Origin of the sequence: Actinophytocola sp., from assembly GCF_036555685.1 — a bacterium.
GTDB lineage: Bacteria > Actinomycetota > Actinomycetes > Mycobacteriales > Pseudonocardiaceae > Actinophytocola.
The window spans coordinates 1-21,290 of the sequence record NZ_DATBKY010000312.1; the positions used below are offsets into that span (position 1 = coordinate 1).

A 21,290-nucleotide genomic window follows, 5' to 3' on the forward strand; every position below is an offset into this window, starting at 1 on the left:
CGACGGCGTCGTGATCGACTCGCGGACGCTCGCGACGATCCACAGCATCAGCGGCGACCGCGCGGTCGTGGACGCGGGCGTGCAGTGGCTCGACCTGATCCAGGCGACGCTGGCGCAGGGCCTGACCCCGCCGGTCGCGACGGACTACCTGGGCCTGTCGGTCGGCGGCACGCTGTCGGTCGGCGGCATCGGCGGCGCGACGTCACACTTCGGCCTGCAGGTCGACAACGTGCTCGAGCTCGAGGTCGTGACCGGCGACGGCCGGCTCCTACGGTGCTCGGCGACCGAGCGCTGCGAGCTCTTCCGCGTGGTGCTCGGCGGGCTCGGCCAGTACGCGATCATCGTGCGTGCCACGGTGAAGCTGGTCCACGCCGAGACGACCGCACGCGTGTACAACCTCTTCTACTCCGACCTCGAGTCGATGACCGCCGCGCAGCGCACGGCACTGGCCGACGGCCGGTTCAGCTACCTGGAGGGCCAGCTGATCCCGGCGCAGGACGGCAGCTACCAGTTCATGCTCGAGGGCGTCGTGTACTACACGCCACCATCCACTCCGGACGACGCGGCGATCATGGCGGGGCTGAACCCCGCGTCGAGCCAGATCTCCGAGCTGCCGTACTTCGCGTGGCTCAACCGGATCTACGACCTCGTCCAGCAGCTGAAGGCGCTGGACCTGCCGGGCCCGTGGATCAACGTGTTCCTGCCCGACGGGGCGACGAACGCGTACGTCTCGCACGTACTCGACGTCACGCCACCCGCGGACGCCGGCGGCGTCGTGCTGCTGTACCCGGTGAAGAACGACCTGATCGACCGCCCGCTCGTCCGGCTGCCGGACAGTCCCGTGGTGTTCCTGCTGGCGCTGCTGCGTGCGGTGAGCCCGCCGAGCGACGCGGAGGTGCAGCGCCTGCTCGGCGTGAACCGCACGCTGTACGACGAGGCCCGCGCGGTCGGCGGCACGCACTACCCGGTGGGCGCGATCCCGCTGACCCCGGCCGACTGGCGCGCCCACTACGGCCCCCGGTACGCCGAGGTGCTCCTGGCGAAGACCCGCTTCGACCCGAAGCACGTCCTGACGCCGGGCCAGGGCATCTTCAAGCCGCCGAGCTGACAACACCCATACCGGACACTCGTGGCGGCCCATCGGTAGCATGGGCCGCGCATGGGCCGTTAGCTCAATTGGTAGAGCTGCGGACTTTTAATCCGTAGGTTCTGGGTTCGAGCCCCAGGCGGCCCACTAGCTTGACCTCACGACGCCGGCGGGTCGTTGTTCGCCAGGCCGCGGGGGGCGGGGTCCCGAATCGTTCGACTCGCGGACTTCGCCGAGGTCGACGAGGTAGCCGGCGAAGTGCAGCCCGTCGATTTCGTCGCGGCCATCAGCGCTGGGGACCGGCAGGATCCTGGCCGACCCGGCCCGCGGATGGACGACCTCCCGGGTCCCCATGGTGACGGGCGGGGAGAGTTCGTAGTGCACGGCGCGGATCGCTTGCACGACTCCCTCGATCGCGGTGTGCGCCCGGCTGTGGGTGCTCCTCCGAGTGGGTAACCGCGGCCGCCTCGGCGGCGCCGAGGACACTCGTCAGCCACTGGGTGTCAGGCTCCTGAACGGTCCACGAGACTCGGGACCCCTCCACGAAGGGCTTCCCGCAGCACTGCATCTGCCACGCGTTCATCCAGACGACCGCGTTCATGCGAGCAGTGTCGCGTTTCTCCGACCGCCCACCAACACCGGTACCTACAACAGCACCTGGGAGGTGCCGGGCATGACCGCCGACACCTGTGTCCTGTGTGGACGACGCGGCGTGAGTCAGGGCTTCAGGTCCGCCGCCCAGAGCTTGTCCTCGGTGGCCACGTACAGTGTCCGGCCCACCCGGGCCACCGCCGTCACCCTGCCCGTCGGGCCCGACACCGGCCGGAGCGACCTGCCGGCCAGGACCAGCTCCGAGCCCTTCGGCAGGACCTCCGTCGGCCGGCCTTCAACCGGCACGGGCGGCGTCAGCTCCTGGTTCTGGGTCACGGCCACGGACGGGACGTCCCGGACCCGGGACCACTCGCCACCCCGTAGCTGCCACATCGCCAGCTTGCCGTCCACCCAGCCCGAGGCCAGGCAGGCCGAGTCCGCGCAGCGGACGGCCAGCGCCGCACCCGCGCGGCCCGCGTCCGGCAGGCGCGACATCGTCCAGCCCGTGAGGCCCGTGGCCGAGCGCCAGACCACCGGGCGCTGGCGACCACCGGACAGCTCCCAGCCCGCGATCACCGCGCCCTCGTCCACGGAGGCCGCCGACAGCGGGAACTTCAGCGAGTCGCGGGTGTTCTCCAGCGCCGTCCCCGCCACCGGCTGGCGGACCCAGTACTTTCCCTCCGGGCGCCACACCATGATGTCCAGGCCGACCGTCGGGTTCTGCCACGTGCCGATCAGCGCCGGGCCGTCGGGCGTCAGCACCGCGTCGACCAGGTCGCCGCCGCCGTAGCCGCCGAACGTGCTGAACGGCTGCGGCTGCTCGGCCAGACCGGCGTCCGTCCCCGACCACGCGCTCCACCGGACGTTGCCGTGCGCGCCGCCCGTCTTGCCGCCGATCGCGACGATCCGGGACTCGTCCGCGGCGACCGAGTACCAGTACGCCTGCTCCCCGTACATCCCGGCCGGGCGGACCGCTATCCGGGCCGTCTCCCCGGACGCGTCGCGGCGGAGCAGGCCCGGGGCGCCGTCCTTGCGGACGCCGATCAGCAGCGTGTCACCCACGGGGGTTAGGACGATCGGTTTGGCTCCGGCGGGCAGCCCGACCTCGGTGAACCGCACGGCCGGGGGGCCGCTCGCCTCGCCGGGGCCGCAACCGGCGACCACGAGCGACACCGCGAGTACGAGCAACGCCGGTCCGTAGCGCATACCCCGAGTATTCCGTCGGATGGTCACGAACGGAGCCTTGACCATGCCCGGGCCACCAGCCAAGCTCCCTGGACTATGACCCCACCCGCCGTGCCGACCTTCCCGGACGGGTTCCTCTGGGGCGTCTCCTCCTCGGCATACCAGATCGAGGGCGCGGTGGACGTCGACGGCCGCGGGAAGTCCACATGGGACACATTCTGCGCGCGGCCGAACGCCGTGCTGGGCGGGGACACCGGTGAGGTCGCCACCGACCACTACCACCGCTACCGCGAGGACGTCGCGCTCATGCGCGAGCTCGGGGTCGGCGCGTACCGCTTCTCCATCTCCTGGCCGCGCGTCATCCCGGGCGGCTGGGGCGCGGTCAACCAGGCGGGGCTGGACTTCTACGACCGTCTCGTCGACGAGCTCTGCGCGGCCGGCATCGCGCCGGCGGTCACGTTGTTCCACTGGGACACCCCCCAGGCCGTCGAGGATGCGGGCGGCTGGCTGTCCCGCGACACCGCCTACCGCTTCGCCGACTACGCCACGGTCGTCGGCGCCAAGCTCGCCGACCGGGTGCGGATGTGGATGCCGCTCAACGAGCCGATGGTGCTGACGCTGTTCGGCTACGCGGTCGGCGCGCACGCGCCCGGCTGGCAGCTGATGTTCGAGGCGCTGCCCGTCGCGCACCACCAGCTGCTCGGCCACGGGCTCGCCACCCACGCGCTGCGCGCGGCCGGCGCGAAGCAGATCGGCATCGCCAACCACCACGTGCCGGTGTGGCCCGCGTCGGAGGCGCAGGCGGACCGGGACGCCGCTCAGGGCTACGACACGCTCGTCAACGACCTGTTCGCCCGGCCGGTCCTGCGCGGGGAGTACCCGGCGGGCTTCGCGGACGCCATGCCCGGGCCCGTCGCCGAGGACCTGAAGGTCATGGCCACGCCGCTGGACTGGTACGGCGTGAACTACTACCAGCCGAGCCGGGTCGGCGCGCCGCAGCCGGCCACGGCCGCCGCGGTGATCGACGGCGCCACGCTGCCGGACGGGCTGCCGTTCGAGTTCCCGGCGATCGACGGCTACCCGCTCACCGATTTCGGCTGGCCGGTCGTGCCGGACGGGCTGCGCGAGGTGCTCACCACGCTGGCGGATCGCTACGGCGACGCGCTGCCCCCGGTCTACGTCACCGAGAGCGGCTGCGCGTACGACGACGGACCCGCCGACGGACCCGCTGACGGCCGGATCGCGGACACGCGGCGCATCGACTACCTCGACGGCCACGTGCGCGCCGCGCACCAGGCCATCGCGGACGGTGTGGACCTCCGCGGCTACTTCGTATGGTCCATTGTGGACAACTTCGAGTGGGCGGTCGGCTACTCGCAGCGGTTCGGGTTGGTGTACGTGGACTACGAGACGCTGGCGCGCACGCCGAAGGACTCCTACCACTGGTACCGCGAGCTCATCCGGGCGCAGCGATGACCACGCTCGCCGAGCCCGTCGAGCGGGTGCCGGCCCGCTGGACCGCGCTGCTCTCGCTGGCCGGGCTGGGCCTGTTCACGGCGTTCTACGGGCCTATCCAGGTGCTGCTCGGCAAGCAGGCGCAGGCGCTCGAACCGGACGACAAGGAGCTCGCGCTCGGGCTCGTCGTGGGGTTCGGCGCGCTCGTGTCGATGGTCGCGAACCCGTTGTTCGGGGCTTGGTCGGACCGCACGACGTGGCGGATCGGGCGGCGGCTGCCGTGGACGGCGATCGGCGCGGCGGGCGGCGCGGTGAGCCTCGTCGTGCTGGCACTCGCGCCGAACATCGTCGTGATGGCGCTGGGCTGGTGCCTGGCGCAGCTGACGCTGAACGCGATGATGGCCGCGCTCGTGGCGGCCGTCCCCGACCAGGTCCCGCACGCGCAGCGCGGGATGGTCGGCGGCTGGTTCGGGATGGGGCAGACGCTCGGCATCGTGGTCGGGTCGGGGCTCGCGGCCGCGGCCGGCGGGCTGGTCGCCGGCTACCTCGTCTGCGCCGCGTTCCTGCTCGTGGCGACCGTGCCGTATCTCGCGCTGCGCCGCGACACGGTGATCGACTCGCCGCCGCCGTTCGACTGGCGCGCGTTCTGGATCAGCCCACGCCGCCACCCCGACTTCGGCTGGGCGTGGCTCACCCGGTTCCTGATGAACCTCGGCAACGCCATCGCGATCGTGTACCTGCTGTACTTCCTGCAGGACGCGGTCGGCTACGCCGACCCGGACAGCGGCGTGTTCGTGCTGACCGCGATCTACGCGGCGACCCTGCTGTCCACTGTGGTCATCGGCGGCGTGTGGTCGGACCGGGCGCGCCGGCGGCGGGTGTTCGTGATGTGGGCGGGGATCGTCATGTCGGTGGCGGCCTTGGTGCTCGCGCTGTTCCCGACCTGGCCGGGCGCGCTGGTCGCCGCGGCCGTGCTGGGGCTCGGCTTCGGCGTGTACACGTCGGTGGACTTCGCGCTGATGACGGAGGTCCTGCCGAACGCGACCGACCGCGGCAAGGACCTGGGCGTGATCAACGTGGCGAACGCGCTGCCACAGGTGCTCGCGCCGGTGCTCGCCGCACCGGTCGTCACCTACCTGGGTGGGTATCCGGTGCTGTACGGGCTCGCCGCGGTGGTCGGCATCGCGGGGGCGGTGCTGGTGTACCGGATCCGGTCGGTCGCCTGACCCGCGAGCCCGGCCTCACCATGTGGGACGCGTTTACGAGGGCTCTACCGTCCGTTCACCCGCTGTTAGAGTTCCACGGATCATGGACAAAGCCACTGGGGATGCATTCGTCGACCACCACGGGGTCGTGGTCGACGCACGCGAGCCCGCCGTCGTCGACGTGCTGTTCGACGGCCGGTGGGTCTGGTCGTTCCACTCGGAGCGGGACACCAAGGACGTTCCGGACGACGCCCCCCGGCGTCGCGCGCCGTGGCCGGTGAGCCTCCGGCAGTTCCTGCGCGGCACCAGCCGCCTGACGGTTCGCGCGCGGTTCGCGGACGAGACGCTGTTCGACGGCGAGTTCGCGTTCGACGACAGCGAGGGCCGGGTTGCGATCATCGACCACCGGGGGAAGCCGCTCATCATCGACAAGGCCGGTGACCTGCAGTGCGGGTTCGCCGAACGCGGCCAGGCAACGGTGGACGCGTTGCTCGACGCCGTCGAGGACGTGCTGGCGCGGCTGGCCGGTGCCGGGATGGACGCGTTCCTCGCGTTCGGCGCGCTGCTCGGGGCGGTCCGCGACGGGCGCTTCATCCCGCACGACTCCGACGCCGACGTCGCCTACCTGAGCCGGCACACGAGCCCGGTCGACGTCGCGCGCGAGTCGTTCGCCCTCGAGCGGGTCATGATCGAGGCCGGGTACTGGACGTGGCGGTTCTCCGCGGCCGACTTCAAGGTCATCGTGCCCGACCCGGAAGGCGGGCGGGCCATCGACGTCTTCGCCGGGTTCGTCGTCGAGGACGTCTTCTACCTGATGCCCGAGGTGCACGCGGTCGGCTTCGACCGGGAGATCATCCTGCCGCTCGCGGAGGTCGAGCTGCACGGCCGGCGGATCACCGCGCCGGCGAACCCCGAGGCGCTGCTGGAGATCACCTACGGCCCGCACTGGCGCATCCCGGACCCGTCGTTCAAGTTCACCACGCCGCGCTGGGTGCGGCGCAGGCTGGACGGCTGGTTGCGCGGCAACAACGGCAACCGCGGGCACTGGTGGCCGTTCTACTTCGGACGGTCGCGCGACAGCGTGCCGACCGAGCCGTCGCCGTTCGCGCGCTGGGTGCACGACCGCGAGCCGGCCGAGGCGGCCATTGTGGACATCGGCGCGGGCACCGGCCGCGACTCGCTGTGGTTCGCCCGCCAGGGCCACGACGTGCTGGGCCTGGACTACATCCCCGCGGCGACCGAACGGGCCGGCAAGGCCGCGGCCGCGGAGGACCTGCCGGCGCGGTTCAAGACGGTGAACCTCTACGACGCCCGCCAGGTGCTCGGGATGGGCGGCGAGCTCGCGCACCGGAGCACACCGCCGGTGCTCTACGGCCGGTTCCTGATCCACGCGCTCGAGGACCTCGGCCGGCACAACCTGTGGCGGATGGCGGACCTGTGCCTGCGCCGCGGCGGGAAGTTCTACCTGGAGTTCCGCACCGGGCTCGACAAGGGTGCCGAGCACGAGTTCGGCGAGCACTTCCGGCGCTACCTCGACCCGGACGTCGTGGTGGCCGAGATCGGGGCGCGCGGCGGTCAGATCGAATATCGCGAGGCCGGGCACGGCCTCGCGGTCTACAAGAATGAGGATCCTCACGTGTGCAGGCTGGTGGCGACATGGAAGCGCTGAAGACGCGGCTGCGGGCCCCGATCCGGACGGCGGCCAGGCGGTTCGCCCGGCTGACCGGCGTGGACGAGGAGCTGCGCGACCTGCGCGGGCGGGTCGAGCGGCTCGAGCGTGAGGTCCAGGAGGGACGCCGGCTGCACCAGCGGCTGGCCGAGCTCACGGACGTGGTCGGCGAGGTGCTGGTGCCGGCGGCGGACCGCGACGACGGCAGGATCCGCGAGATCCTCGCGAAGTACAACCAGACGTCCTTCTAGCGCTACCCGCGGATGGGCTCGCCGATGCCCAGCATGTTGCCCTCGCTGTCGCGGAACCACGCCGCCCGCTCGCCCGTGCCCTTCGACGGGTAGTTCCCGGCGACCTCGGCGACGCCGTCGACCGTGCGCAGGCCGGGCACGTCGACCTCCTCGAACACGACGCCGCGCCTGCGCAGCTCGGCGACCGTCGCGTCGAGGTCGGTCACGTCGAAGGCCATCTGGGTGTGCCCGCCGGTTGCGGCGCCGCCCGATGCGAACAGCGCGAAGCGCGAGCTGCCCAGCTGGTAGAGCAGGCCGCCCGGGCGCTCCTCGGTGGGTTCGAGGCCGAGCTTGTCCGCGTAGAAGGCCCGGGCGCGGTTCAGGTCCTGGCACGGCAGCCGCGTCGCCACCTCGGCGTTCTCCCACATGCGGCCGATGATGCCCTACTCACGCCACCTCGGCGAGCTTCCCGGTTGCCACGTCGAAGACGAAGCCGCGGACGGACTCCTTCCTCGGGATGAACGGGCTCGCCGTGATCCGGGCGATGGACTGGCGCACGTCGGTCTCGAGGTCGCCGAACGCCTCCGCGGCCCAGGCGGGCTTCACACCCACGTCGTCGAGGATGGACTGCTTGAAGTCGTCGTCGGTGAAGGTCAGCATGCCGCAGTCGGTGTGGTGGACGAGGATGATCTCGTCCGTGCCGAGCAGGCGCTGGCTGATGGCGAGCGAGCGGATCGCGTCCTCGGTGATGACCCCGCCCGCGTTGCGGATGACGTGTGCCTCGCCCTCGTGCAGGCCGAGCGCGCCGTAGACGTTGATGCGCGCGTCCATGCAGGCGACGACGGCCACGTGCTTGGCGGGCGGCAGCGGGAGCGGGCCGTCGAAGCTCTCCGCGTAGGCCGCGTTGTTGGCGAGCAGTTCGTCGGTGACAGACATGGGACCAGTCGACGCCCGCATGGTTGCCGGCGCAACAGTGTCCAGATAGTGGTCAGGGGCGGTTCAGGGTCGGTCTCCGGGGGATGCCCGATGCCGCGCGGCCCGCCGGCGCGGACGCTGAACGTGGACGCCCGTGGACCGGCGTCCTCGGTAACAGGAGGAATACTCGTGGAGATCACCGGGCTCTTCTCGGCCATCATCTTCGGCTTGGTCATCGGCGGGCTGGGCCGGCTCGTCGTGCCCGGGCGCCAGCACCTGTCCCTGCTCGTGACGCTGCTCGTCGGGATCGTGGCGGCCGTGGCCGGCACCGGCGTGGCGGGCCTGATCGGCGTCGCGGACACGCCGGGCGTCGACTGGACCGAGCTCGCCCTGCAGATCATCTTCGCCGGTGGCGGCGTCTCGCTGCTCGCCGGTGCACGCAGCCGCCAGCACCAGTAGCGGTCCCCTCGGGCGGGCGGTGGCCGTGGCTGTTTCCGCCTGGCCGATAGCCTCGCTGGATGGCCGAGACCTTTACCGCCATAGCGGCGCTCGCGTGGCCGGTGCTCGTGTTCGCCGCATTGATCGTGTTCTGGAAACCGTTGACGCGCTTGCTGGGCAGTGCCGACGTGACCGTCGAGATCGGCGGTCAGAAGGTGAGCATCAAGCAGCTGAACAACCAGCAGACCGAGCTCGTAGCCGACTTGCAGCAGGAGGTGGCGCGGCTGAGCGACCGGGTGGCGGCGCTCTCCCGCGGGCAGTCCGCCGGCACGCAGCAGGGCGACGCCCGGCCGGCGCTCGCAGAGCCCGCGAAGGTCCCTCAAGCGGTGCTGTGGGTGGACGACAAGCCGGAGAACAACGCCGTGCTGGTCGACCAGCTGCGCCGCGACGGCGTCCGCGTGGACTTGGCGACCAGCACGGCCGAGGGCATGGACCTGTTCGGCCGGCGGCGTTACGGGATCGTCGTCTCCGACATGGTCCGCGTCGAAGGCAGGGAGACCGTGCCGGACGCGGGCGTGCGGTTGGTCAAGCTCGTCCGCGCGGTGGACCCGACGATCCCGTTCGTGGTCTATTCCGGGCCCCGGCAGGCCTACGCCCGGCAGGCACGGGACGAGGGAGCCACCGAGGTCACCGCCTCGCCGATGCGGCTGCTGCAGCAGTGCCGGTCGGCGGGCGTTCTCGAGTAGCCCGCCGACCGGGCAGCCAGCTAGACCTTGTCGAGGGCCTGGGCGACGTCGGCGATCAGGTCGTCCGGGTGTTCTATGCCGCAGCTGAAGCGGATCAGGTCGTCGGTCACACCGACCTTCTCGCGGTCCGCCGGGCTCATGCCGGCGTGCGAGGTGATCGCCGGGCGGGTCACCAGCGACTCGATGCCGCCCAGGCTCGGGGCCACCGTCGGCAGGCGCAGGGCCTCCAGGAACGCCTCGGTGGCGCCGAGGCCACCGGCGAAGCGGAAGCTCAGCATGCCGCCGAACCCCGACAGCAGCTCCGCCGCGTGCGCGTGGTCCGGGTGGCCGGGCAGGCCGGCGTAGTTGACCGCCGCCACCTTGTCGCTCGCCGCGAGGAACTCGGCCAGCGAGTGGGCGTTCGCGTTCTGCGCGCGCACCCGCAGCGCGAGCGTCTTCATGCCCCTGGCCAGCAGGAACCCCGCGTGCGGGTCGAGCGTGCCGCCGTAGATGTTGAGCTTGTGGCGCACCTTGTCGACGAGCTCCGCCGAGCCCGCGACCGTGCCGGCCACCAGGTCGGAGTGGCCGTTCAGGTATTTCGTCGCGCTGTTGAACACCAGGTCGAAGCCGGCCACCGCGGGCCTGAAGTTGACCGGGCTCGCGAAGGTGTTGTCGATGACGCTGACCAGGCCCTCGGCCCGCGCGAACGACACCACGTCGCGCAGCCGGCCCACCCGCATCAGCGGGTTCGTGATCGTCTCCACGAGGAACGCCCGCGTGTTCGGCCGGCGCGCCGCCGCCCACGAGGACGGGTCGTGGGGATCGACGAACGTGTACGTCCAGCCCAGCGCCTCGGCGTGGTCGGTGAGGAAGTTGTGCGTGCCGCCGTAGAGCGTGTCGCCCGCGATCAGGTGGTCGCCGGCGCGGAGCAGCGAGTGCAGGATCGTGGTGACCGCCGCCATCCCGGACGACGTCGCGAGCGCCGCCTCCGCGCCCTCCAGCGCGGCGAGCTTCCCGTGCAGGTAGTTCTGCGACGGGGTCGAGTTCAGCCGGATGTACTGGATGTCGTGGTAGCCCTCGCCGGGCTGGGTCGCGAACACGGTGCCCTGGTAGATCGGGTACACGAGGGAACCCTCCGGGCCCGGCCGCTGCTCCCCGGCGTGCACGGCCTGGGTCTCGATCCGCGAGTCGTCGCTGCTGTACAAGCTGACCTCCTCGAAGCGCGTGGGTCGTTCCCACATTACGGCGGCGCCGCGCTGACGAGCACCTGACAGTGGCCACGCACACCGGGTCGAGGCCCGGTCGACGTCGCTCGGGTACGACCCCGCGCCGACCTAGCCTCGGATGCCATGACGACGACAGCGCTCGGCCGCGCGGAACTGCTCGAGGCGTACCGCGTCATGCGGACCATCCGCGCATTCGAGGAACGGGTCCACGCCGAGTTCGCGACCGGCGAGCTGCCCGGTGCGGTGCACCTGTACGCCGGCCAGGAGGCGGTCGCCGCCGGGGTGTGCGGGGCGCTGCGCGAGGACGACTACATCGCGAGCACCCACCGCGGCCACGGGCACGCGATCGCGAAGGGCTGCGACCTCGCCGAGATGATGCGCGAGCTGTTCGGCAAGGCGGGCGGCTCGTGCAACGGCAAGGGCGGCTCGATGCACATCGCGGACTTCGAGCGCGGCATGCTCGGCGCGAACGGGGTCGCCGCCGGCGGCGCGCCGCTCGCCTGCGGCTCCGCGCTCTCGGCGAAGGTGCTGGGCCGGGGCGACATCTCGGTCGCGTTCGTCGGGGACGGCGCGGCCAACCAGGGCTCGTTCGCCGAGAGCCTGACGCTCGCGACCGTCTGGCAGCTGCCGGTCGTGTTCGTGGTCGAGGACAACGGCTACGCGCAGGCCACCGGAACGCGCTACCACCTGCGCGGGCTGGACGTGGCGCGCCGGGCCGAGGCCCACGGCATGCCGGCGACCATTGTGGACGGTACGGACTACTTCGCGGTCCGCGCGGCGACGGAAGAGGCGGCCGAGCGGGCGCGCTCCGGCGGCGGCCCGTCGCTCATCGAGTGCAAGGCTGGCCGGTTCTTCGGCCACATGGAGGGCTTCGACACGCAGGGCTACCGCGGTGAGGGCGAGGTCGAGAAGCTCCGCGCGGACGCCGACTGCCTGGTGAAGTTCGCCGCGAGCGCGGACCTGGACGCCGGCGAGCTCGCGGCCGTCGACGCCACGATCGACGCGGCCGTGGACGTGGCCGTCGCCGACGCGAAGGCCGCTCCGGAGCCGGAGATCGGTGCCCTGCTCACCGACGTCTATGTCACGTACTGAGAGAGGCGGACGAGCCGACATGACCCAGCCACAGCGGGTGCTGTCCTATTTGGAGGCTCTCAACGAGGCGCTCGCCCAGGAGATGGCCGCGGACCCGTCGGTCGTCGTGTTCGGCGAGGACAACATCGGCGGCACCGGCTGCGACGGCACGCTCGGGCACGCCTGGGGCCCGACCCGCGGGCTGCACACGCGGTTCCCGGACAAGGTGTTCGACGCGCCGATCACCGAGGCGGCGTTCGTCGGCGCCGCGGTCGGCGCCGCGGCGACCGGCCTGCGCCCGGTGGCCGACCTGCTGTTCGTCGACTTCGCCGGCGTCTGCTTCGACCAGATCCTCAACCAGGCGGCCAAGCTGCGCTACATGGTCGGCGGCAAGGCGAAGGTGCCGCTCGTGCTACGGGCCATGTGGGGCACCGGGATGCGCCGCGGCGCGCAGCACTCGCAGTCGCTGTACTCGCTGTTCGCGCACATCCCCGGGCTGAAGGTCGTCGCGCCGTCGAACCCGGTGGACGCCAAGGGCCTGCTCGCGGCGTCCATTCAGGACGACGACCCGGTCGTCTTCTTCGAGCACAAGATGCTCTACTTCGGCAGCCGTGGCGTGGTCCCCGAGGACCGGTACACGATCCCGCTGGGCGAGGCATCGGTCGTCCGCGAGGGCAAGGACGCCACGATCGTCGCGATCGGGCGGATGGTCCACGAGTCGCTGGCCGCCGCCGAGCAGCTCTCGCGCACGGGCATCGAGTGCGAGGTCGTCGACCCGCGCACGCTGTCGCCCTTCGACTTCGACACGGTGTACGCGAGCGTCGAGAAGACCGGCCGCCTCGTGGTCGTCGACGAGTCGAGCCCGCGCTGCTCGATCGCCACCGACATCGCCGGCACCGTCGCCGAGCACCGGTTCGGCGCGCTGGCCGCGGCCGTCCGCACGGTCACCGGGCCGCACGCGCCGGTGCCGTTCAGCCCGGTGCTGGAGGACGCCTTCGCACCCGGCGCCGCACAGATCGCCGACGCGGTCCGCTCGACCCTCACCACCACGCTGAGCAAGGCCTCCTGACCCAGAAAGGCGGACAGACGATGGTCGACCACCCGAACGTCGAGCTCATGGAGAAGGTGTACGCCGCCTTCGGCAGCGGTGACGTCGAGACCGCGGGCACCTACTGGCACGAGGACTCCGTGCACCACTACCCGGGCCGCAACCCCTTGTCCGGCGAGCACGTGGGCATCGAGGACTCCACCGCCTTCGCGAACAAGATGTGGGAGCTGACGAACGGCAACCTGCACATGGAGGTCCGCGAGATCGGCGCGAGCGACAACCACGCGTTCGCGATCCTGCACACCCGCTACGAGCGCAAGGGACGGGTGCTGGAGATGCCGTTCATCAACGTGGCGCGCATCGTCGACGGGAAGATCAAGGAGTTCTGGACCTACCCGAACGACGTGTACGCGATCGACGAGTTCTGGAACGCGTGAGCCACATGAAGATCATCGCTGTCGGCGCGAGCGTCACCGGCCTCGCCGCCGCCGCCGCCCTGGCCGACGCCGGCCACGAGGTGCAGCTGGTCGAGCGCGAGTCCACCACCCCACCATCCACTCTGGACGACGCGGCGGACGGCTGGCCGCGGCCGACCGTGCCGCAGGCCGCCCACTCGCACGCGTTCGGCTCGCGGGGCACGAACCTGCTGCGCGACCGGCTGCCCGACGTCTACGACGCGCTCGTCGAGGCGGGCGCGGGCGAGGTCAACCTCGCCGACTTCCCGCCGCCGACGCTCGGCGACTTCGAGCGCACGCCGGCCGACGACGAGCTCAACATGCTGACGGTCCGGCGCTCGGTGTTCGAGTGGGTGCTGCGCGAGCGCGCGCTGTCCCGCGCCGGCGTGTCCGTCCGGACCGGCGCCACCGTCCGCGGCCTGGTGACCAGCGCCGGCGAGACCGGCGAGCGGGTCACCGGCGTGCGTCTCGCCGACGGCACCGAGCTGACCGCCGACCTGGTGCTCGACGCGAGCGGCCGCAAGACCGCCGCCCTGCAGTGGCTCGGCGCGGCCGGGCTGCCGGTGCCCGAGCAGACCAGCGAGAGCTGCCGGATCACGTACTACACCCGTTACTACCGGCGGCTCACCCCGGCGCCGCCCGGCCCGCTGAACCGCGGTTTCGGCGCGGGCGGGCTGTGGGACAGCTACACCGCCGTGCTGTTCCTCGGCGAGGGGGACACGTTCTCCATCTCGCTCGGCGTCCTGCCGGACGACAAGGAGATGAAGGCGCTGCGCACCGAGGCCGCGTTCACCGCCGCGATCAGGGCCACACCTCTGCTCGCCGGCTGGGTCGCGCCCGGCAACTCCGAGCCGATCTCCCCGGTGTACGCGATGGGCGGGCTGGACAACAGCTCGCGGCTCGCCGATCCCGCCGGCGACCTGCCGGTGGGGTTCTACGGCCTCGGTGACGCGGTGTGCACGACGAACCCGGCGTACGGCCGGGGCGTGTCGCTCGCGCTGGCGCACGTGTACGAGCTGGTCGACCTGCTCGCCGCGCACCCGACCGTGGACCGCGCGCAGGCGGCGAAGTTCGCCGGTGCGAGCAAGGCGCTGCTGGCCCCGTGGCTCGGCGAGTCGATCGCCAACGACCGCGGCCGGGCGGGGCTGTGGGAGGCCACGGTCGCGGGGCAGCGGCCGCAGGCGCCGCCGCCGGGCGTGCTCACGTTCGGCGCCGTGGTCGCGGCATCCACGAAGGACGTCGAGATCTGGCGCCGGGTGGCGCAGGTGATGATGTCGCTGGTGTCGCCCGCCGAGCTGTACGCGAACGACGAGATCGCCGAGCGGGTCGGCCGCGCGCTGGCCGGCGGTCCGCCGCCGCAGCTGCCGGGCGCGAGCCGGACCGAGCTGGTCGCCGCCGTGCGCGACGCGGACGAAGGTGGCAGCACCGAGAGCCGGCTCGCCGCCTGATCGAGGACCGCCGGGACGGTCTCCAGCCGTCCCGGCACTCCCCACGGATGCGGATACGGGAGGAGGCGCCGTGCGGCTGGCCGTGTTCGGCGCGACCGGGGGCACCGGGCGCAGCGTCATCGAGCAGGCGCTCGAGGCCGGGAACAAGGTGACCGCGCTGGCCCGCCGGCCGGAGGCGCTGGACGGGCTCGCGGACCGCGTCACCGTGGTGGCCGGCGACGTGCTCGAACCGGCCGACGTGGCGCGGGCGGTGGACGGCGCGGAGGTCGTCGTCTCCGCGCTGGGCATCGGCATGCACCGGCACGCCACGACCGTCTACTCGCAGGGGACGGCGAACATCCTCGCCGCCATGGCGGAACAGGGCGTCCGGCGGCTGCTCGTGGTGTCCACGTCGTCGCTGGAGATCCCGGCCCCGCGGCGCCCGGCCGAGTGGGCGCTGGCGAAGCTCCTGCTGCACAACATCCTGCGCAAGCCCTATGCGGACATGGCGGTGATGGAACGGCACGTGCGTGAGAGCGACGCGGACTGGACGCTCGTGCGTGCCGCCCGGCTGACCAAGGGCCCGCGTACCGGGCGCTACCGCACCTCCCGGAACGCGAAGCTGCCGGGCTGCTGGTCGATATCCCGCGCGGACGTCGCCGATTTCCTGCTCGGCAGCGCCGCCGAGCCGGAGACATTCAGGGCGACGATCGAGATCGCATACTGAAAATGCCACATTCGAGACTCGCGTCTCGAATGTGGCATTTTCGCGGCAACCTAGTCCTGCTTGAAGGTCGGCGGCGCCGCGGGCGGCGCGCCGAGCGGGCCGGACAGCTGGATGCCGGCGATGGCCCAGCCGCCGTCGCCCTTGACGACGACCATGCCGAGGCGGAAGTCACCGCTCGTGTCGTGGCCCTGGAACGAGGTCTCCTGCTTCTGCACGGCGGTCACGACCGCGGTGTCGCCGTAGGTCCGAACCTGCGGGTCGACCACCTCGAAGGCGCTGTTCTTGAGCCCGCCGGCGAACCGGCCGCTCCACTGCTGCTTCGTCAGCACGAAGCCGAGCGGACCGATCCCGGTGAAATCCTCGACGAGCATGCTGTCCAGGCTCCCCGAGTCCCCGTTGAGCTCCGCCTCCGCCCAGCGCTTTACGAGATCGAGGACTTCCTGATCGCTCATCCCCATGCTCCAATTCGGTTCGGTTTCTGCGGTGCAGTTGTCATTCAACCATCGCTGGCGGCGCGCGAACCGGCGTCCGGAACCGCTTTCGAGTCGTCCTCGAGTGGCCTTGGAATAAACTGGGCTACTTCGGGCATTCCCACCACGGTTCCCAGCCGGCGCGGGACCGCGGCCCGATGCCGCCGGGACCGCGACCGCCGAGAGTTGTCGGCATGGCAACCGATCCCGTCGCGATCGTCGGCATGGGCTGCCGGCTGCCCGGCGGCATCGGCTCGCCGGCCGCGTTCTGGACGTCCCTGGCCGGCGGTCTGGACGCGATCCGCGAGCTGCCCCAGGGCCGGTGGGACCACTACTGTGCCGGCGGCGCCGAACACGCCGCGGCCGTGCGCAAGGCATCCCGGCGCGGCGGCTTCCTGGCCACGGTGCACGAGTTCGACGCGCCGTTCTTCGGCGTCTCGCCGCGCGAGGCCGCGCTGATGGACCCGCAGCAGCGGATGGCGCTCGAGGTGAGCTGGGAGGCGCTGGAGCACGCCGGGATCGTGCCCGCGTCGCTCGCCGGCTCCGACACCGGCGTGTACCTCGGCGTCAACACCGACGACCACGGCCGCCGCCTGCTGGAGGACCTGCCGCGCATCGAGGCGTGGACGGGGATCGGCTCGTCGATGTGCGCGGTGGCCAACCGGGTGTCCTACGCGCTCGACCTGCGCGGGCCGAGCATGGTGGTGGACACGGCGTGCTCGTCGTCGCTGGTGGCGCTGCACCTGGCCGTGCAGGCGCTGCGGGCGGGCGAGGTCGGCGTGGCCGTCGCCGGCGGGGTCATGCTGATGGTCGCGCCGGGGCTGACGATGGTCATGGACGCGGCGGGGGCGCTCGCACCGGACGGGCGGTCCAAGTCGTTCGACGCGTCGGCCGACGGGTACGGCCGCGGCGAGGGCTGCGGCGTCGTCGTGCTCAAGCGGCTCGCGGACGCCCACCGCGACGGCGACCGGGTGCTCGCGGTGATCCGCGGCAGCGCGGTCGCGCAGGACGGCCGGACCGACGGGATCATGGCGCCGAGCCGCGACGCCCAGGAGTCCGTGCTGCGCCAGGCCTGCCGCGCCGCGGGGGTCGCGCCCGAGTCGGTGGACTACGTCGAGGCGCACGGCACCGGCACGCGGGCCGGCGACCCGATCGAGGCCGGCGCGCTCGCCGCGGTGTACGGGACCGGGCGGCCGGCCGACCGGCCGTGCCTGATCGGGTCGGTCAAGACCAACATCGGCCACCTCGAAGCGGCGTCGGGCATCGCGGGGGTGCTGAAGGCGGTGCTCGCGATCGAGCACGCCGCGATCCCGCCGAGCCTGCACTTCGCCGACCCGAACCCGGAGATCCCGTGGCAGCGGGCGGGCCTGCGGGTGGTCGGCGAGCTGACGGCGTGGCCGTCGACCGGCGGTCCGCGCCGCGCGGGCGTCTCCGGCTACGGCTACGGCGGCACGATCGCCCACGTCGTCCTCGAGCAGGCCCCGGCCGTGGCGAGCGGGCGGCCCGCGCTCGACCGGGGGACCGCGCTGCGCGTCTACCCGCTGTCCGGCGGCTCGCCGGAGGCGGTGCGCGACTACGCGGCGTCGCTCGCCGAGTGGCTGGCCGGCGACGGGTTGCGCACGTCCGGCGCCGAGCTCGCCGACGTCGGGTACACGCTGAGCCGCCGGCGCCAGGCGCTCGCGTACCGCACCGGAGTCGTCGCCGCGGGCCAGCAGGAGCTGATCGGGCGGTTGCGCCAGGTCGCGCTCGACGAGCAGGGGGACGGCGTGGTGTCCGGCCGGCCGCTGTCCGGCGCCGCGCGGGGCGCGGTGTGGGTGTTCTCCGGGCACGGGTCGCAGTGGATCGGCATGGGGCGCGAGCTGCTCGCCACCGAGCCGGCCTTCGGCCGGGTGCTCGACGAGCTGGAACCGGTCTGCGTCGCGGAGATGGGCGTCTCGCCGCGGCAGGCGTTGCTGGAGGGCGACCTCAAGGACACCGACCGGATCCAGCTGCTGATCTTCGCGATGCAGGTGGGGCTCGCCGAGGTGTGGCGGGCGCGGGGCCTGCGCCCGGCCGCGGTGCTCGGCCACTCGGTCGGCGAGATCGCGGCCGCGGTCGTCGGCGGCATGCTCGCCCTCGCGGACGGCGCGCGGCTGATCTGCCGCCGGTCGGCGCTGCTGCGCAAGGTGGCCGGGCAGGGCGGCATGGTGATGGTCGACCTGCCGTTCGACGAGGCGCGGCGGCGGGTGTCGGCCTACGAGGGGGTGTGCGCGGCGATCTCCGCGGCGCCGGGCTCGACGGTGCTCGCGGGCGACGCGGTCGCGATCGACGCGCTGGTGCGGCAGTGGGACGCGGATCCCGCGCTGCACCCGAGGCGGGTCAGCTCCGACGTCGCCTTCCACAGCCACCACATGGACCAGCTGGTCGACGACCTGGCCGCCGCGGCCGACTTCGAGCCCGCGCCGGCCGCGGTGCCGGTGTACTCGACGTCCCATGTGGACCCGCGCACGGACGTGCCGCGCGACGGCGCGTACTGGGCGGCGAACCTGCGCAACCCGGTGCGCTTCGCGGCGGCCGTGTCCGCCGCACTCGCCGACGGGCACCGGGCGTTCGTGGAGGTGTCCCCGCACCCCGTGGTGGCGTACTCGATCAACGAGGTGCTGGCCGCGGAGCGGGTCGAGGACGCCGTGGTCGCGCACACGCTGCGGCGCAACCGCCCGGAGCAGTCGACACTGCTCGCGAACCTCGCGAGCCTGCACTGCCACGGCGTGCCGGTGGACTGGCCGGACGCCGGCCGGCTGGTTTCGCTGCCGACGATCGCGTGGCAGCACCGCGAGTACACGGTGGACACCCCGGCGCCGGCGCGGCCGCGGTTGCACGAGGTGGACGGCCACACGCTGCTCGGCTCGCCGCTGACCGTGCACGGCACGTCGACCGTCCGGGTGTGGCAGACGTGGCTGGACCACGCGAGCCGGCCGTATCCGGGTGACCATCCGGTGCAGGGCACGGAGATCGTGCCGGCCGCGGTGCTGCTGAACACGTTCCTCACGGCCGCGGCCGGGCACGTGCTCACCGACGTGGCGCTGCGCGTGCCCGTGTCGGTGTCGGCCGCGCGGGAGCTGCAGGTCGTGCAGATGGACGGCACGCTGCGGTTGTGCTCGCGGCTGCCGGACTCGACCGCAGGCGAGGGCTGGCTGACGCACACGACCGCGTCGGTGCCCACGGTGGCCGAGCCCGCCGGGTCGTCGGCGATTCCCCTGGCCGAGCTGCGGAACCGGTGCACCGAGCGGCTGGACTCCGACTACGTGACCGACCGGCTGGCGTCGGTCGGCGTCGCGGCCATGGGCTTCCCGTGGCGGATCGACCGGATCCGCCGCGGCCCGGACGAGCTGTTCGTCCGGGTGGCCCCGGACCTGAACGGCACCTGGGCGTCGCTTCTGGACGCGGCGCTGTCCGCGGCCTCGGTCGTGTTCGGCGGCCCGGCCGTGCTGCGCATGCCGGCGCACATCCGCCAGGTGACGATCGGCGGCCGCCCGCCGGAGGACGCGGTGCTCAGCGTGCGGGTGCGGGACGGCTCGGCGGACACGGTCGACGTGACCATCGCGGACCCGTCCGGCACGGTCGTGGCCCGCCTGGACGGCCTGCGGTACGGCGTGCTGGACGGGGACGTCGGTGCCCCGGCGAGCCCGCGCCGCCTGGCGCACCGGGTCGCGTGGCGCCCGCTCGACCTCCCCGACCGCCCGCGCGCCGTCCCGCCACGAATGATCTTCCTCGGCGACCGCGAGATGGCCGCCGGGCTCGGCGCCGGGCTGGCGGAGTCCGGAGTGGACAGCGTCGTGCTGGCCGATCCCGGCGAGCTGGCGGGGATCCGCGACCGGATCACCCCCGGCACGACGGTCGTGGTCCTGCCCCCGATGTCGGGCGGGCCGTGGCCGGGGGCGGCCGACGCCACCTGGCTGCTGACCCGGACCGCGCAGCTGCTGTCCACATGGGACTCGCCGCCGCGGCTGTGGTGCGTCACGCGCGGGGTGCGGGAGGCCGGGCGGCCCGAAGCGATCGGGCAGGCCGCCCTGTGGGGCGCCGGACGGGTACTGGCCGGCGAGTACCCCGACCTCTGGGGCGGCATCGTCGACGTGCCCGGCGACGACCCCGCCGGCTGCACCCAGCTCCTCCGGAGGGTTCTCGCCGCCCGACCGGGCGAGGACGTCGTCGCCGTGCGGCGCGGCGGGGCCGAGGTCGCCCGGCTCGTGCCGCTGGACGGCGCGACCACCAGGTCGCCCGGCGCCTGCCGGCCCGGCGGCACCTACCTCGTCACCGGCGGGCTCGGCGCGCTCGGCCTCGAGGTGGCCGCGTGGCTCGCGGACCGTGGCGCGCGCCGGCTCGTGCTCGCCGGGCGCAGCGGGCTGCCGCCGCGCGAGGCGTGGGACGGCGTCACCGATCCCGAGGTGGCACACCGCATCGAGGCCGTGCGGGCGCTCGAGGCGGCCGGCGTCACCGTGGTCACCGCGGCCGTCGACGTCACCGACCGCGCGCAGGTCGCGGCACTCACCCGGCTCGGGCTGCCGCCGATCCGCGGCGTCGTGCACGCCGCCGGCGTCGTCGACAACCGGCTCGCCGCCGACCTCGAGGAGGCCTCGCTCGCGGACGTGCTGCGGCCCAAGGTGCTCGGCGCGCAGGTCCTGCACGAGCTGTTCCCGCCCGGCAGCCTGGACTTCCTCGTCCTCTTCTCCTCCGCCGGCCAGCTGCTCGGCCTGCCCGGGCAGGCGGGCTACGCCGCGGCCAACGCCGTGCTCGACGCGCTCGCGACCCACCGGCGCGGGGACACGCGGAGCCTCGCGTGGACGTCCTGGCGCGGACTGGGCATGTCGACGTCCTCGGCCGCGATCGACGCCGAGCTGTCCGCCCGCGGCACCGCCGACATCACCGCGGCGGAGGCGTTCGCCGCGTGGGAGTACGCCGAGCGGCACGACGTCCCGCACGTCGCCGTGCTGCGGACGGTCCCGCTGCTGCCCGGCATGCGCCGCCCGCCGCTGCTGTCCGAGCTGACCGCCGAGGAGCCCGCGGTGCCGGCCGCGACACCGTGGGCCGGCCTGCACGGCGAGGAGCTGCACGACCACCTGCTCGGCGAGGTCTGCGGCCAGGTGGCGGGCGAGCTCAAGCTCGCCGTCGAGGAGCTCGACATCGACCGGCCGCTGGCCGAGATGGGCTTCGACTCGGTGATGACGCAGCTCGTCCGCGCCCGCCTGGAGCGCCGGTTCCGCGTCAGCCTGCCGGCCACCCTGCTGTGGAACCGCCCGACGGTGCGGGCCATCGGCGGCTTCCTCGCCGAGCTGCTGGCCGGCGAGACCGACCAGCTCGACCTGCCGCCGCTCGCGGCCTGACCCGGA

The 21,290-nt window shown here is 72.9% G+C and carries 19 protein-coding genes, 1 tRNA gene and 1 pseudogene; 14 read left to right on the forward strand and 7 right to left on the reverse strand.

Annotated features, from left to right (window positions below):
* Both VH969_RS33120 and VH969_RS33125 read left to right on the forward strand, forming a co-directional pair.
* Positions 1-1,108 (forward strand): FAD-binding protein (locus tag VH969_RS33120; RefSeq protein ID WP_331981798.1); only part of this gene is annotated, 1,108 nt, incomplete at its 5' end.
* 53 nt (positions 1,109-1,161) lie between these two features.
* Positions 1,162-1,234 (forward strand) — tRNA-Lys (locus VH969_RS33125).
* Here the strand turns inward: VH969_RS33125 and VH969_RS34605 are convergent.
* The 3 genes and pseudogenes from VH969_RS34605 to VH969_RS33130 form a co-directional block, all read right to left on the reverse strand.
* Positions 1,235-1,573: a DUF6578 domain-containing protein gene (locus VH969_RS34605; protein WP_414638660.1), complete on the reverse strand. Its 339-nt coding sequence runs from the start codon at positions 1,571-1,573 to the stop codon at positions 1,235-1,237.
* Positions 1,524-1,688 (reverse strand): annotated as a pseudogene (locus VH969_RS34610) (DUF6578 domain-containing protein); the annotation flags it as partial. The pseudogene VH969_RS34610 and the gene VH969_RS34605, both read right to left, overlap by 50 nt.
* Before the next feature lie 116 nt (positions 1,689-1,804).
* Positions 1,805-2,884, reverse strand: a complete 1,080-nt coding sequence (locus VH969_RS33130; protein WP_331981801.1) for a hypothetical protein — start codon at positions 2,882-2,884, stop codon at positions 1,805-1,807.
* Positions 2,885-2,959: 75 nt separating this feature from the next.
* Here VH969_RS33130 and VH969_RS33135 point away from each other — a divergent pair, with 75 nt between their 5' ends.
* From VH969_RS33135 to VH969_RS33150, 4 genes are all read left to right on the forward strand, one after another.
* Complete coding sequence (locus VH969_RS33135) at positions 2,960-4,339, forward strand: GH1 family beta-glucosidase (RefSeq protein WP_331981804.1); 1,380 nt, start codon at positions 2,960-2,962, stop codon at positions 4,337-4,339.
* Entirely contained in the window at positions 4,336-5,544 is a 1,209-nt protein-coding gene (locus VH969_RS33140) for an MFS transporter (protein WP_331981807.1), read from the forward strand. Before VH969_RS33135 ends, VH969_RS33140 begins: the two co-directional genes overlap by 4 nt.
* Positions 5,545-5,626: 82 nt before the next feature.
* Positions 5,627-7,192: a class I SAM-dependent methyltransferase gene (locus tag VH969_RS33145; RefSeq protein ID WP_331981810.1), complete on the forward strand. Its 1,566-nt coding sequence runs from the start codon at positions 5,627-5,629 to the stop codon at positions 7,190-7,192.
* The gene (locus VH969_RS33150) at positions 7,180-7,443 is read left to right on the forward strand and encodes a DUF6752 domain-containing protein (protein ID WP_331981813.1); all 264 of its coding nucleotides are present in this window, start codon (positions 7,180-7,182) and stop codon (positions 7,441-7,443) included. The genes VH969_RS33145 and VH969_RS33150 overlap by 13 nt, the downstream gene beginning before the upstream one ends.
* 2 nt (positions 7,444-7,445) lie before the next feature.
* On the opposite strand, the gene VH969_RS33155 is transcribed toward VH969_RS33150, so the two are convergent.
* Complete coding sequence (locus VH969_RS33155) at positions 7,446-7,850, reverse strand: VOC family protein (protein ID WP_331981816.1); 405 nt, start codon at positions 7,848-7,850, stop codon at positions 7,446-7,448.
* 19 nt (positions 7,851-7,869) lie between these two features.
* Complete coding sequence (locus VH969_RS33160) at positions 7,870-8,358, reverse strand: beta-class carbonic anhydrase (protein ID WP_331981819.1); 489 nt, start codon at positions 8,356-8,358, stop codon at positions 7,870-7,872.
* Positions 8,359-8,448: 90 nt separating this feature from the next.
* On the opposite strand from VH969_RS33160, the gene VH969_RS33165 reads away from it, so the two are divergent.
* Positions 8,449-8,796 carry a GlsB/YeaQ/YmgE family stress response membrane protein gene (locus VH969_RS33165; protein ID WP_331981822.1) on the forward strand — a complete coding sequence of 116 codons (348 nt, stop codon included), beginning with the start codon at positions 8,449-8,451 and terminating at the stop codon, positions 8,794-8,796.
* 59 nt (positions 8,797-8,855) lie between these two features.
* Positions 8,856-9,521, forward strand: a complete 666-nt coding sequence (locus tag VH969_RS33170; RefSeq protein WP_331981825.1) for a response regulator — start codon at positions 8,856-8,858, stop codon at positions 9,519-9,521.
* A gap of 20 nt (positions 9,522-9,541) precedes the next feature.
* On the opposite strand, the gene VH969_RS33175 is transcribed toward VH969_RS33170, so the two are convergent.
* Positions 9,542-10,705: a trans-sulfuration enzyme family protein gene (locus tag VH969_RS33175; RefSeq protein ID WP_331981828.1), complete on the reverse strand. Its 1,164-nt coding sequence runs from the start codon at positions 10,703-10,705 to the stop codon at positions 9,542-9,544.
* Between the two features lie 144 nt (positions 10,706-10,849).
* Between VH969_RS33175 and VH969_RS33180 the strand changes: the two genes are divergently transcribed.
* The 5 genes from VH969_RS33180 (at position 10,850) to VH969_RS33200 (ending at position 15,454) form a co-directional block, all read left to right on the forward strand.
* Positions 10,850-11,818, forward strand: a complete 969-nt coding sequence (locus VH969_RS33180; RefSeq protein WP_331981831.1) for a thiamine pyrophosphate-dependent dehydrogenase E1 component subunit alpha — start codon at positions 10,850-10,852, stop codon at positions 11,816-11,818.
* Between the two features lie 19 nt (positions 11,819-11,837).
* Positions 11,838-12,866: an alpha-ketoacid dehydrogenase subunit beta gene (locus VH969_RS33185; RefSeq protein WP_331981834.1), complete on the forward strand. Its 1,029-nt coding sequence runs from the start codon at positions 11,838-11,840 to the stop codon at positions 12,864-12,866.
* Positions 12,867-12,886: 20 nt separating this feature from the next.
* Positions 12,887-13,282, forward strand: a complete 396-nt coding sequence (locus VH969_RS33190) for a nuclear transport factor 2 family protein (RefSeq protein ID WP_331981837.1) — start codon at positions 12,887-12,889, stop codon at positions 13,280-13,282.
* Between the two features lie 5 nt (positions 13,283-13,287).
* Entirely contained in the window at positions 13,288-14,748 is a 1,461-nt protein-coding gene (locus tag VH969_RS33195; protein ID WP_331981840.1) for a tryptophan 7-halogenase, read from the forward strand.
* 70 nt (positions 14,749-14,818) lie between these two features.
* Positions 14,819-15,454, forward strand: coding sequence for an NAD(P)-dependent oxidoreductase (locus VH969_RS33200; RefSeq protein ID WP_331981843.1), 636 nt, complete (start codon positions 14,819-14,821; stop codon positions 15,452-15,454).
* A gap of 50 nt (positions 15,455-15,504) precedes the next feature.
* Here VH969_RS33200 and VH969_RS33205 read toward each other — a convergent pair whose 3' ends face one another.
* Positions 15,505-15,906, reverse strand: coding sequence for a nuclear transport factor 2 family protein (locus tag VH969_RS33205; protein WP_331981846.1), 402 nt, complete (start codon positions 15,904-15,906; stop codon positions 15,505-15,507).
* Between the two features lie 212 nt (positions 15,907-16,118).
* On the opposite strand from VH969_RS33205, the gene VH969_RS33210 reads away from it, so the two are divergent.
* Positions 16,119-21,284, forward strand: a complete 5,166-nt coding sequence (locus VH969_RS33210; protein ID WP_331981849.1) for a type I polyketide synthase — start codon at positions 16,119-16,121, stop codon at positions 21,282-21,284.
* The last annotated feature ends 6 nt before the right edge of the window (positions 21,285-21,290 follow it).

Excerpts from the sequence above, each read along its gene's own strand:
- VH969_RS33130 (WP_331981801.1), bottom strand. The coding sequence starts at position 2,884 with ATGCGCTACGGACCGGCGTTGCTCGTACTCGCGGTGTCGCTCGTGGTC.
- VH969_RS33160 (WP_331981819.1), bottom strand. The coding sequence starts at position 8,358 with ATGTCTGTCACCGACGAACTGCTCGCCAACAACGCGGCCTACGCGGAG.
- VH969_RS33170 (WP_331981825.1), top strand. The coding sequence starts at position 8,856 with ATGGCCGAGACCTTTACCGCCATAGCGGCGCTCGCGTGGCCGGTGCTC.
- VH969_RS33190 (WP_331981837.1), top strand. The coding sequence starts at position 12,887 with ATGGTCGACCACCCGAACGTCGAGCTCATGGAGAAGGTGTACGCCGCC.
- VH969_RS33150 (WP_331981813.1), top strand. The coding sequence starts at position 7,180 with ATGGAAGCGCTGAAGACGCGGCTGCGGGCCCCGATCCGGACGGCGGCC.
- VH969_RS33195 (WP_331981840.1), top strand. The coding sequence starts at position 13,288 with ATGAAGATCATCGCTGTCGGCGCGAGCGTCACCGGCCTCGCCGCCGCC.
- VH969_RS33205 (WP_331981846.1), bottom strand. The coding sequence starts at position 15,906 with ATGAGCGATCAGGAAGTCCTCGATCTCGTAAAGCGCTGGGCGGAGGCG.
- VH969_RS33180 (WP_331981831.1), top strand. The coding sequence starts at position 10,850 with ATGACGACGACAGCGCTCGGCCGCGCGGAACTGCTCGAGGCGTACCGC.
- VH969_RS33145 (WP_331981810.1), top strand. The coding sequence starts at position 5,627 with ATGGACAAAGCCACTGGGGATGCATTCGTCGACCACCACGGGGTCGTG.
- VH969_RS33210 (WP_331981849.1), top strand. The coding sequence starts at position 16,119 with ATGGCAACCGATCCCGTCGCGATCGTCGGCATGGGCTGCCGGCTGCCC.
- VH969_RS33135 (WP_331981804.1), top strand. The coding sequence starts at position 2,960 with ATGACCCCACCCGCCGTGCCGACCTTCCCGGACGGGTTCCTCTGGGGC.
- VH969_RS33155 (WP_331981816.1), bottom strand. The coding sequence starts at position 7,850 with ATGTGGGAGAACGCCGAGGTGGCGACGCGGCTGCCGTGCCAGGACCTG.
- VH969_RS33165 (WP_331981822.1), top strand. The coding sequence starts at position 8,449 with ATGCCGCGCGGCCCGCCGGCGCGGACGCTGAACGTGGACGCCCGTGGA.
- VH969_RS33185 (WP_331981834.1), top strand. The coding sequence starts at position 11,838 with ATGACCCAGCCACAGCGGGTGCTGTCCTATTTGGAGGCTCTCAACGAG.
- VH969_RS33140 (WP_331981807.1), top strand. The coding sequence starts at position 4,336 with ATGACCACGCTCGCCGAGCCCGTCGAGCGGGTGCCGGCCCGCTGGACC.